Annotated in this window: 8 protein-coding genes; 5 read left to right on the forward strand and 3 right to left on the reverse strand. The window is 45.8% G+C overall.

The window, feature by feature from the left end; genetic code table 11:
- Window positions 1-194 precede the first annotated feature (194 nt).
- The 3 genes from BCT81_RS10020 to BCT81_RS10030 all read left to right on the forward strand — a co-directional run bounded on the left by BCT81_RS10020 (window position 195) and on the right by BCT81_RS10030 (window position 4539).
- Complete coding sequence (locus BCT81_RS10020) at window positions 195-1163, forward strand: TAXI family TRAP transporter solute-binding subunit (protein ID WP_008220541.1); 969 nt, start codon at window positions 195-197, stop codon at window positions 1161-1163.
- A 254-nt stretch (window positions 1164-1417) separates the two neighbouring features.
- Window positions 1418-3997: a TRAP transporter permease gene (locus tag BCT81_RS10025; protein ID WP_102424036.1), complete on the forward strand. Its 2580-nt coding sequence runs from the start codon at window positions 1418-1420 to the stop codon at window positions 3995-3997.
- Between the two features lie 104 nt (window positions 3998-4101).
- On the forward strand, window positions 4102-4539 hold the full coding sequence (locus tag BCT81_RS10030) for a universal stress protein (protein ID WP_004740830.1): 438 nt from the start codon (window positions 4102-4104) through the stop codon (window positions 4537-4539).
- A gap of 73 nt (window positions 4540-4612) precedes the next feature.
- Here BCT81_RS10030 and BCT81_RS10035 read toward each other — a convergent pair whose 3' ends face one another.
- Together BCT81_RS10035 and rluA are read right to left on the reverse strand one after the other, a co-directional pair.
- Entirely contained in the window at window positions 4613-5575 is a 963-nt protein-coding gene (locus BCT81_RS10035) for a D-2-hydroxyacid dehydrogenase (RefSeq protein ID WP_102424037.1), read from the reverse strand.
- Window positions 5576-5611: 36 nt separating this feature from the next.
- On the reverse strand, window positions 5612-6346 hold the full coding sequence (gene rluA, locus BCT81_RS10040; protein WP_102424038.1) for a bifunctional tRNA pseudouridine(32) synthase/23S rRNA pseudouridine(746) synthase RluA: 735 nt from the start codon (window positions 6344-6346) through the stop codon (window positions 5612-5614).
- 158 nt (window positions 6347-6504) lie between these two features.
- Between rluA and BCT81_RS10045 the strand changes: the two genes are divergently transcribed.
- Window positions 6505-7776 carry a divalent metal cation transporter gene (locus tag BCT81_RS10045; protein WP_102424039.1) on the forward strand — a complete coding sequence of 424 codons (1272 nt, stop codon included), beginning with the start codon at window positions 6505-6507 and terminating at the stop codon, window positions 7774-7776.
- 88 nt (window positions 7777-7864) lie between these two features.
- Here the strand turns inward: BCT81_RS10045 and rapA are convergent, their stop codons facing one another.
- On the reverse strand, window positions 7865-10774 hold the full coding sequence (gene rapA, locus BCT81_RS10050; RefSeq protein ID WP_102424040.1) for an RNA polymerase-associated protein RapA: 2910 nt from the start codon (window positions 10772-10774) through the stop codon (window positions 7865-7867).
- 464 nt (window positions 10775-11238) lie between these two features.
- On the opposite strand from rapA, the gene BCT81_RS10055 reads away from it, so the two are divergent.
- Window positions 11239-12618, forward strand: a complete 1380-nt coding sequence (locus BCT81_RS10055) for a PhoH family protein (protein WP_102424041.1) — start codon at window positions 11239-11241, stop codon at window positions 12616-12618.
- The last annotated feature ends 61 nt before the right edge of the window (window positions 12619-12679 follow it).

Here is a 12679-nt window from a genome sequence, read left to right on the forward strand (position 1 = left end):
CACAAGATCTAGGCATCATTTGTTAGATTTTTTAGCTATATCTTTTAACATTCGAGTAATTTTCTGCCAATTTTTGATATTATTCAGACACTTTTTCATCACATGGATTGAAAAAGGTGCCGTTTCCAAATAGGAAACTCCAGAAACAACTACACTTGTTTTTGGGTTAATAATGAATAAAGGAAGGGAAATTCATGGCATTTACCAAACTTATCAAAGTTGGTGCTATTGCAGCTGCTGTAATGGGCGCTGGCGCTGTTAACGCTCAAGAGTTCATCACAATTGGTACTGGTTCAGTAACAGGTGTTTACTACCCAACTGGTGGTGCGATTTGTAAGCTAGTGAACAAGGGCCGCAAAGACCACAACATTCGTTGTTCTGTAGAGTCTACTGGTGGTTCAATCTACAACGTTAACACCATCCGTGCTGGTGAACTAGATTTCGGTGTTGTTCAGTCTGACTGGCAGTACCATGGCTACAACGGTACAAGTAAGTTCAAAGATCAGGGCGAGTACAAAAAACTACGCGCTATGTTCTCTCTACATACAGAACCGTTTAACATCATCGCTCGTACCGATGCTGGCATCAACAACGTTGCTGACCTAGCTGGTAAGCGTGTAAACATTGGTAACCCAGGTTCAGGTGACCGTGCAACTATGGGCGTTGTAATGGACGCGATGGGTTGGACTAATGACAGCTTCAAGCTAGCTTCTGAGCTTAAAGGTTCTGAGCGTTCACAAGCACTTTGTGACAACAAGATCGATGCATTCATCTACATGGTTGGTCACCCGAACGGATCAATCAAAGAAGCAACAACATCTTGTGATGCAAAACTGGTTTCAGCAACAGGTCCACAGATCGACAAAATCGTAGCTGAAAACCCATACTACGCATACAGCACAGTTCCTGCAGGCATGTACCGTGGTACAGATGCTGATGTAAACAGCTTCGGTGTTGCAGCAACTATGGTAACCACTTCAGACGTTTCTGATGAAGTTGCATACAACGTTGCTAAGGCAGTATTTGAAAACTTTGACACTTTCAAACGCCTACACCCAGCATTTGCTAACCTGAAAAAAGAAGACATGGTTAAAGCGGGTATCTCTATCCCTCTTCACCCAGGTGCAGAAAAATACTACAAAGAAGTGGGCCTTCTAAAGTAATTCTACTTTAAGCCTACTACACCAATAAGGAGGCTGGTCCTCCTTATTGGCTTTTCACGTTTTATAAAAATAACTTAAGTGAAAAGAGCAAACCTTTAAGTTTCTCCAATTTGGCGAACTTACCTTCGTATCAAGCCTAAGACAAAGACGAACAAAAAACGCATTTCCCTATCCATTCACTACACTAGATAGGAAAGAAATAACGTCTCGTTGTTCGTAAGAAAGGCAGACCATCAATAATAAGGATAAAGTACATGACGCAGACAACATCACCGTCTCCAGATGTGCAAGAAATGGTGGCACAATCAGACACTGGTGCGCGTAGCCCCCGCGGTATTCAAGGCCGTATTTTATGGTTTGTGCCTCTATGTTGGTCACTGTTCCAACTTTGGTATGCATCTCCGCTGCCGTTCATTTTTAACTTCGGAATTTTAAACGACACCGAAGCTCGAGCAATTCACCTTACCTTTGCTATTTTCCTAGCTTTTACCGCTTATCCAGCAATGAAGAACTCGCCACGGGACTACATCCCAGCTGTCGACTGGATATTAGCGCTTGCAGGTAGTTTTTCAGCTTCTTATATCTACATTTTCTACACAGAACTTGCTGGCCGTTCAGGTGCGCCAACAACATTCGATATTGTTGCCGCTGTATTTGGTATGGTTCTACTGCTTGAAGCAACAAGACGCGCTTTAGGTCCACCTCTTATGGTTGTGGCAGCAGTATTCCTACTTTACACCTTTGGTGGCCCACACATGCCAGACGTTATCGCCCACAAAGGTGCGAGCCTGAACAAGGCAATGTCGCACCTGTGGCTAACAACTGAGGGTGTATTCGGTGTAGCACTGGGCGTTTCAACGTCATTCGTATTCTTGTTTGTACTGTTTGGTGCAATGCTTGAGCGCGCGGGCGCAGGTGCTTACTTCATCAAGGTCGCATTCTCATTGCTTGGTCACATGAAAGGCGGTCCTGCAAAAGCAGCCGTTGTGGCTTCTGGCTTATCTGGCCTGGTTTCTGGCTCTTCGATTGCTAACGTAGTAACCACTGGTACCTTCACCATTCCACTGATGAAGCGTGTTGGTTTCCCTGGAACAAAAGCAGGCGCGGTAGAAGTTGCGGCTTCAACCAATGGTCAGCTTACACCACCTATCATGGGTGCTGCCGCATTCCTGATGGTGGAATATGTGGGTATTTCGTATGTGGAAGTTATCAAGGCGGCGCTACTGCCAGCTCTGATCTCTTACGTCGCTCTGATTTACATTGTTCACCTAGAAGCATGTAAAGCAGGCATGACTGGCCTACCTCGTCGTCACACACCAACTATTGTACAAAGCCTACTCTCTTTCACTGGGACCATTTTAGGTCTATGTGTTATCAGTGCCGCGGTTTACTACGGTGTCGGTTGGACGAAAGATGTATTTGGCGAAGCAGCAACACCAATCGTTACTGTGGCGCTATTAATCGCTTATGTTGCTCTGGTTCGCGTATCTACAAAATACGCAGCTGAAGGTGGCATGGAAATCGATGCGGATCTAAAAGAAGTTCCAGATCCAGGCCCAACAATTAAATCAGGTTTACACTTCTTACTGCCTATCGTCGTGCTAGTTTGGTGTCTGACGGTTGAACGTTTCTCACCTGGCCTATCTGCATTCTGGGCAACAGTGTTCATGATCTTCATCTTGATCACCCAGCGTCCTTTGATGACTCTGATGAACAAATCAGACGATCTTGCAGAACAAACCAAAGCTGGTTTCGTTGATCTGGCTGAAAGCTTGGTGTCAGGTGCACGTAACATGATCGGCATCGGTGTAGCGACAGCAGCTGCTGGTACTGTTGTAGGCGTGGTAACGCTGACGGGCATCGGTCTTGTAATGACTGACTTCGTTGAGTTTATCTCAGGCGGTAGCATCATCCTTATGTTGCTCTTCACTGCGGTAATCAGCTTGATCCTAGGTATGGGCTTGCCAACCACAGCAAACTACATCGTTGTATCGACCCTGATGGCGCCGGTAATTGTTACTCTGGGTGCAGCGCACGGTCTTATCATCCCACTGATTGCAGTGCACTTATTCGTGTTCTACTTCGGTATTCTTGCAGATGATACACCTCCGGTAGGTCTCGCAGCGTTTGCAGCAGCGGCAATTGCGAAATCAGACCCGATTCGCACTGGTATCCAAGGCTTCACCTACGATATCCGTACCGCTATCTTGCCGTTCATGTTCATCTTCAACACCCAGCTACTATTGATGGGTATTGATTCTTGGTGGCACTTAGCACTGACTATCTTCTCATCTGTAACTGCGGTACTTATCTTCGCAGCTGCAACACAAGGTTGGTGGTTCACTAAGAACAAGTGGTGGGAAACGGTTCTGCTTATTGCATTGACCTTCACTTTCTTCCGCCCTGGCTTCTGGTGGGACATGATTTACCCAGAGAAGGTTCTTTCACCTGGAGTTGAGATTGCTCAAATCACAGAAAAGCTAGATGTGGGACAATCACTTGAACTAAGAGTGGGTGGCGAAAACTTAGAAGGTGACTATTCTGAAAAGACTGTTCGCCTACCGTTTGAAGACTCTGCGACCTCAAGTGAAGATCGTATTGCCTCTATGGGTCTAATGCTGACTGAATCAGAAGGCAAGATGATTGTTGATATGGTTGAGTTCGGTAGCCCTGCAGAAGCAGCTGGTATTGATTTCGATTGGGAAATCAAATCGGTTATCCAAGATGCAGATCGACCAATGAAAGAGTGGGTATTCTTACCAGCTCTGATCATTTTGATTGGTTTAGCGATGAACCAAAGAAGACGTGCTCGTAAGGATGAGATTAGCGCGTAATGGATAAGGCTGAGTAGTGCTTAACGCTATTTAGCTTTATTACATGGAAAGGATAATTACAGTGCTAAGTGAGAGCTTGGCACTGATTAAAAAGAGACGAATACATGTATAAACAAATCCTTGTTCCTGTTGATCTTAATGACAAAGGCTTTTCTGATAAGGCAGTCGAGCTGGCGGTATGGCACGCAAAACACAGCAATGCTGAAATCCATATTCTGAACGTACTACCAGGCATTCACATGTCGATGGTGGCGTCTTACTTCCCGAAAGATGCAGCGAACCAAATGAAGCTGGATGTTAAAAATCAGCTGAAAGAGTTCGCCGACAAACACATCGACGATGAAGTGGTTTACAAAGTTCATGTTGCTGAAGGTAAAACCTACGCGACGATTCTTGATTACGCAGAAAAGCTTGGCGCCGACCTTATCGTAATGCCTAGCCATAAGCGTTCGAAAATCGACAAAGTGGTACTTGGCTCGGTTGCAAGCAAAGTAGTACAGAACTCACCAATCAATGTATTGGTGGTTAAACCGCAAGGTTAAGTCATTTAATCGACACACAATCTAAAAAGGTTGGCCTACAAGCCAACCTTTTTTGTTTTCAACTCATGCTGAGTCAATTCACTATGTTTTGCGGGTGACCTGCGACAAAACCATCAATATTATCCATTAAGATATCAGAAAGTTTTTGAATAGAGCTGTCGCTGCCCCACGCCACATGCGGTGTGAGTAGCAAGTTCGGCAAGTGGCTGTTAGCCAACAGTGGATTTGAGTTGTCAGCTGGCTCTTGTGTGAACACATCCATACCCGCTCCAGCGATTTGATTGTCCTTCAGAGCTTCAACCAAAGCCCGCTCATCGACTAGACCTCCACGTCCGGCATTGATCAAGACTGCGCTCGATTTCATCATAGTCAGCTCTCGCTCTGAAATCAGATTTTGGGTCGCATCAGTCAAAGGGCAATGCAGGCTTATCGCATCCGCTTGCTGTAATACCGTATCAAAAGGCAGATACCCATCTCGACAAGATTCTGCTCCTTTTCGCTCGGCAAACATTACCTTCATACCAATCGCTTTGGCTAACATTGCGGTGGCTTGGCCTAAACTGCCACTGCCCATTAAACCCAATGTACTGCCAGCCACATCTTGAATCGGATGAGTAAAGAAACAGAACTGCTTGTCCTTTTGCCACTCGCCCGCCTCAATGTCTTTATGATACCCGACAAGGTTTCTTTTAAGTGCAAACAGCATTGCGATGACATGTTCAGGAACCGATTGAGTCGCGTAGCCTTGTACGTTTGTCACTGCAATGCCTTTAGATTTGCAGTATTCAACATCGACATTGTTGACACCGGTCGCTGAAACCGCGATCAACTTGAGCTTTTTCGCACCAGCGAGATTCGACTCATTGAGTACTACCTTGTTAGTGATAACCACATCAGCTTCTTCAACTCGCTCCGATACTTGCTCAGGAGCCGTGAAATCATACTCCACCCATTCATGCTCAAAGCTCAGAGGTTTTAAATGAATTTGAGACGGGATGGTCGCTCTATCGAGAAACACGACTTTCAACGTTGGCATTCTTCTTCCTTGGTTAAACCTATTAATCAGTCCATTCTAAGCTTTTAGCTTACTGTAGTCTGGAAGCTCAGACGCAATTTCAAAGTGCTGTTCGATTTGTGGGGATGCTTGAGGATAAAAGTCACAGGGAACAAAGGCTTTGAACAGCTGATTATTCGCTGGATGATAAAAGCTCAACTCACACGCATGTAAAGCTAGCCTATCACTGTATTCAAACGCTTCTGGAGTTGCGTAAAACTCATCGCCCACAATCGGTGCACCTATTTCCATGCAGTGCACTCTCAATTGGTGAGAACGCCCGGTAATTGGCAGTAACTTAAGTAAAGTCGTTTGGGGTTCTTGCTGCTCTACCACATAACGAGTTTGTGATGGTTTGCCGTCTTCAAAACAGACTTTCTGCTTAGGGCGATTTGGCCAATCACAGATGAGTGGCAGATCAATCAAACCTTCTTTGTGCTCAACCGATCCCCATACGCGTGCGTAATACAGTTTGTGCGTCAGGCGATATTGGAACTGCTTCTTCAAGTGACGTTCTGCCTGCTTATGCTTAGCCAACAACATCAAGCCAGAGGTCGACATATCCAAGCGGTGAACCACTTGAATATCAACGAACTCCTCTACCAAACGACTCCACATACTGTCGTAATGCTCTTGCAGCCTACCCGGTACTGAAAGTAACCCCGCAGGCTTATTCACCACCAGAATGTCATCATCTTGATAAACAATATCAATCCAAGGTTCGCGTGGTGGTGTGTACTGCTCTAGCGCCATTGAAGCCTCTTATTTACTAGTGAACAAATAATTCACAGTTAATTCGTTTATTAATAAATACAATTTTTAATGTTTTTGTACATAAAAGTTGACGAGTTTACAAAACATGGTATTGATAGGGTAACGGAAAATAACAAGCCAACATCGAAGGAACCATGATGGACAGTACGGTTAAAACAACCACAACAAAAACCTCAGCTCCCCTATCCAGTTTAATTAAGTCTCTTGGCCCAGGTATTATGATGGCCGCTGCTGCAGTCGGTGGTTCACACTTAGTAGCCTCAACCAAAGCCGGAGCCATCTATGGTTGGCAACTGGCAGCTCTAATCATCCTAGTAAACCTATTCAAGTACCCATTCTTTCGTGCCGGTATCCAATACACACTTGGTACTGGACAAAGCTTGGTTGAGGGTTACTCAAACCTAGGTCGCCCTTACCTAGTGATCTTTTCGATACTAAGCGCTATTTCAGCCGTCGTAAACACAGCCGCACTACTGCTATTTAGTGCGAGTTTGCTTAGCTACTTCATTCCTTTTGAGCTAGCAACCAGTACGCTTTGTATGATCGTACTCGCGACCTGCTTGATCATCTTATTTGCAGGACACTATCGTGCTCTGGACACCCTTTCAAAAGCGATCATGGCGATCCTAACGATCACCACTCTGGCCGCCGTCGCAATCGCTATTGGCTCACCTGTCGAACCGGATGCTGCTTTTGTCCCTCCATCACCTTGGTCATTAGCTGCTATTGGTTTTATCGTGGTGACCATGGGTTGGATGCCGGCGCCTATCGAGATTTCAAGCATCACCTCTATGTGGCTAAAAAGCCAGAAAGAGAAACAAGAAGTCACAGCTCAATCTGCCTTATTCGACTTTAACGTCGGTTACATTGGTACTGCACTACTTGCTTTAGTGTTTGTCGCTTTGGGTGCTCTCGTACTTCACGGTTCAGGCGTGGAACTGTCTCGCTCTGGTGTGGGCTTTACTCACCAGTTAGTTGGTATTTACGCATCGACAATTGGTGAATGGTCACGCCCACTCATCGCCCTTATCGCTTTCTTCTGTATCTTTGGTAGTACGATTACGGTTATCGACGGCTACTCTCGTGTGCTCGCGGAATCACAACGTCTGTTGCTCAACAAAGAGTCGAGTCCGCGCATGCTGCAAGGCTGGATTATCATTGTCTCTATCGCAGCACTCGCGATTGTGATGTTCTTCAGCGCTGCATTGATGCCAATGCTCGATTTCGCAATGGTACTTGCTTTCGCAACGACGCCATTCTTCGCTCTGCTTAACTTCATCTTGGTGAATAAAGCTAAGCTTCCAGAAGCGCTAGCCATTGGCAGCAAACTAAAATGGTTGTCTGTCGCAGGCCTAATTTACTTATTCGGTTTCTTAGCCGTATTTGTTTGGTGGAAATGGTTAATGTAACCCTCCAATCACCACCATCTACAAACTCGAGATAAAAATAAGGCCTTCATGATGAAGGCCTTATTTATTGTTCACTGACTAGCTAATATTAATTGTGAGAAACCACAATCAGGCGTAGCGAATCTAGTTGAACCTGAGCTTTGCTGATGTAGCCTGTCAGTTCGTTAATTTGAGCTTCGATCACTTCTAGCTCTTCATCACGAATGTTTGGGTTCACCGCTTTCAGTGCTTGTAAACGCTCTAGTTCACCATTCAGGTTTGTCTGCATATCTCTCTGCGCTTGCTGACGCACTTCTTCAACTTTAGGAAGAACTTGTGCCTCACCCGCTTCGATTAGCTTGTGAATTTCGCCTTGTACCGAGTTAACTAGCTTACTTGCTAGGTGACGGTTCACTGGGCTTAACTGACGGTTGAAGCTATCAAACTCAACCTGAGCAGATAGGTCGTTACCACGGCCATCCATCATCAAACGAATTGGAGTCTTAGGTAGGAACTGGCTGATACCACTACGCTTTGGTGCTTGTGCATCCACCAGGTAAACCAATTCAAGCAGGATAGTGCCAACTGGCAGCGCTTTGTTCTTAAGTAGTGATACCGCAGAAGTACCAACGCCTTCGCTAAGTAGTAGATCAATACCACCCTGAATCATTGGGTGTTCCCAGCTAATGAAGTTCATGTCTTCACGCGAAAGCGCGGTATCACGGTCAAACGTGATCGTCGCACCTTCATAAGGTAAGCCAGGGTAGCTTGGTACCATCATGTGCTCAGATGGTGTTACTACTAACGCATTTTCACCTTTGTCGTCTTGGTTCAAGCCAATGGTGTCGAACAGGCTGAGAGCGAAAGTCACTAGGTTAGTATCGCCATCAGTTGATGCAATCTTCTCTGCGATCTCGTGCGCTTTGTCGCCGCCGTTTGAGTGCATCTCTAGTAGGCGATCGCGACCTTTTTCTAGATCCGCTTTTAGGCTTTGGTTTAACTTTGCTGACTCTTCGATCACTTCATCAAGCTGTTCTGTGTTACCAGAAGCCAACATTTCGATCAGCACATCTGAGTACTTGTCATACACTGTGCGACCTGTTGGACAAGTTTCCGCAAATGCATTCAGACCTTCGTCAAACCAACGCGCTAGGATCGCTTGTGATGTGCCTTTCAAGTAAGGAACATGAATATCGATATCACGCTGTTGACCAATACGATCCAAACGACCAATACGTTGCTCAAGCAAGTCTGGGTTGAACGGAAGATCAAACATCACTAACTGGTTAGCGAACTGGAAGTTACGGCCTTCAGAGCCGATTTCACTACAGATAAGAACCTGAGCACCGCCCTCTTCTTGAGCAAAATAAGCCGCTGCTTTATCACGCTCTAGAATCGACATGCCTTCGTGGAATACGGTTGCACGTACACCTTCACGCTCACGTAGTGCTTGCTCTAATTGAAGAGCAGTACTTGCACGTGATGCGATCACTAAGATTTTTTCGCTTCGCTTGTCTTGGATCTTTTCAATCAGCCAGTTAACACGCGAATCGAACTGCCACCAGCTTGAGTCTTCACCTTCAAACTCTTGGAAGATCTCTTCAGGGTAAAGCATCTTCATCGCACGAGCTTCTGGTGCCATCTTGCCACCGATCATGCCTGATACACGCATCGACGTGGTGTACTGCGTTGGAATGTCCATCGGCAGTAGGTTTACGTTACGCTTAGGGAAGCCTTTGATAGCGGCACGTGTGTTTCTAAATAGAACACGGCCAGTACCATGGCGATCCATAAGGTTATCAATCAGCTCTTGGCGCGCTAATGCTTGCTCTTCTTCGCTGCTATCGCCTTCGATAACGCGGAACAGAGGCTCAACATCTTGCTCAGAAAGCAGTTCAGTAATCTGATTCTTCGCACTGTCTTCAAGTTTCACGCCTGAGAATAGTGCGGTAACAGCGTCAGCAACCGGTGCGTATTGATCTTCTTCTTCAACGAAGGCTTCGTAATCGTAGAAGCGGTCAGGATCCAATAGACGCAGACGTGCAAAGTGACTCTCACGGCCCAATTGCTCAGGAGTCGCTGTCAGCAAAAGCACACCAGGAGTATTTTCTGCTAAGCCTTCTACCACTTGGTATTCGCGGCTTGGCTTGTCTTGGCTCCACTCAAGGTGGTGCGCTTCATCGACAACCAATAGATCCCACTCACCTTCAAGTGCTTGCTCATAGCGCTTGCGGCTCTTACGTAAGAAATCTAACGAACACAGAACGTATTGCTGGGTATCAAATGGGTTATCTGATTCTGCAAAGGCTTCAATACAACGCTCTTCATCAAAGATAGAAAAGTGCAGATTGAAACGACGCATCATCTCAACTAGCCATTGGTGTTGTAGTGTTTCAGGCACCACAATCAAGATACGTTCCGCACGACCAGACAACACCTGTTGATGGATGATCATACCCGCTTCGATGGTTTTACCTAGGCCAACTTCATCGGCTAGCAAAACACGTGGCGCATGACGGCGGCCAACTTCATGAGCGATATACAACTGGTGAGGAATTAGGCCAGCACGCATACCACACAAGCCACGCATTGGGCTCTTGTGCTGTTGGTATTGATTGCTTAGTGCACGGTAACGCAACACGAAGTTATCCATACGGTCGATTTGACCTGCGTACAGTTTATCTTGTGGCTTATTAAAACGAATCTGGTTGCTTAAAAAGATTTCACGCAGAGTCACTTCTGATTCTTGGGTATCTTCGCGTGTACCTAGGTAGGTTAGTAACCCTTTATCTTCGATAACTTCTTCGACAGACAAAGACCAACCTTCTTGGCATTCGATGACATCGCCCACATTAAACGTTACTCGGGTTACGGGAGCATCCGTACGTGCATACACACGGTTTTCTTCTGATGCTGCAAACATTAGTGTCACTGTGCGAGCATCCATTGCTACAACGGTACCTAAACCTAAATCGCTCTCCGTATCGCTTATCCAGCGTTGCCCCAAAGCAAATGTCATGAATCGACTACCTCAATCTTATAGTTGGAATTTGGTCTTTTTAACTGATATTTGAAACAAGAATCTTACTGCTCTTGAACTAAAAATATAGCCAAAAATGCCTAGTTTGCAGCCACTTTTTAAGTGCGCTCTAGATAATAAATATCTCGAGAAAATGGTGCAGAAAAAGGTCGCTAATCTTACTCGATGCTGTGATTTAGGTCACGTCTAAAGGAGATGATTTCATGCTTTTTTTCTGTTTTCGCCAATGCAATCAAACTGTCAAAAAAACATGGTTAACCTATTGGTAGTAGATTGCTGCCGTTAGTGAACACGCCATGTTCACCGATCACAATATGGCAATATTTTTCTCGTTGAAGTTTAGGTGAGCAGTTGACTATCACCAGAATGAGAGACTAACCTTTAAGTGAGCTTAATCTACGTTCAATCGATGCAAAGCAAGCCGCACGCGGCAAGGAGATGCTATGGGCGAGACCAACCGGAAGCTATTTGTTTTAGACACCAATATCCTACTTCACGAACCCTTCGCTATATTTTCTTTCCAAGAGCACGATGTCGTTATCCCCATGACAGTGCTAGAAGAACTAGACAGAATCAAAGACAGTAAGAGGGACGTTGCACGAGATGCGAGAATTGCGATTCGAACTCTCGAAGATTTATTCAGGGAAGCCACACCAGACCAAATATCGGAAGGCATCCCTTTTACTAAAGACATTAAGGCCTCAGGCAGTATCTCAATACTCGCCGATTACGAACTTCAAGAAAGCATCAAAGCCTTTGCCGACGACAAGGCAGGCGATAACCGAATCCTCAACGCTGTACTCTACCTTCAAAATAAACGTGCGCCACGTGAAGTGGTTCTCATCACCAAAGACATCAACATGCGTTTACGTGCAAAAGGCGCGGGCGTACGCTTCGTTGAAGATTATCAAACCGACCAACTCATCGATGATATCCAATACCTCACCAAAGGTTTCCAACAACTTGAGGGCGCATTTTGGGATGGTATCGACAATGTGGAAAGTAAGACCTTAGCTGGCAAAACCTTCCATACGTTAGCAAGAGAGCCTTTCGAACCTACCTTCCTCAACCAATATGTGATTGATGAAGAGAGCGACTTTGCAGCAAGAGTTGAAGAGATTGATACCGAAACCGTCACACTCAGAGACTTAAGCCGTGAACGCCTAATGAATCGCAGAGCCTGGGACATCACACCTAAGAATATTTATCAGGGAATGGCAATTGATGCGCTACTCGACCCAGATATTGACCTGGTGATCCTAACTGGCGCGGCAGGTAGTGGTAAAACACTGCTCGCGATGGCCGCAGCACTTGAGCAAACCATTGAGCGTAAACAGTTCGATAAGATCATCGTCACCCGAAACACGCCTGACATTGGTGAGTCTATTGGCTTCCTTCCTGGTACTGAGGAAGAGAAGATGCTGCCTTGGTTGGCCGCCGTCACCGATACATTGGAGGCGCTGCACAAAAACGACCACTGCACCGAAGGGTCAATGAAGTACATCTGTGATAAAGCCAATATCCAGTTCAAGTCGATCAACTTCATGCGCGGCCGTTCCATCCAGAATGCGTTTGTGCTTCTCGATGAGTGTCAAAACCTGACTGCTTCACAAATCAAAACCATCATCACCCGTTGTGGTGAAGGCACCAAGATTGTCTGCTCAGGGAACCTAGCGCAAATCGATTCGTCTTACCTAACCCCTGTAACTTCAGGTTTAACCTACATGGTTGAGCGTTTTAAAAACTTCGAAGGCAGTGCCAATATCCACCTCAATGGCGTGGTACGTAGCCGACTGGCAGAGTTTGCGGAAGAGAACATGTAATCACTTTTTGCTATTACTCCCCCCTCCTTTAAAAACAAAAAGCGCCTCACAATGGAGGCGC

It is taken from the genome of Vibrio sp. 10N.261.52.A1, assembly GCF_002876325.1.
Taxonomy (GTDB): domain Bacteria; phylum Pseudomonadota; class Gammaproteobacteria; order Enterobacterales; family Vibrionaceae; genus Vibrio; species Vibrio chagasii.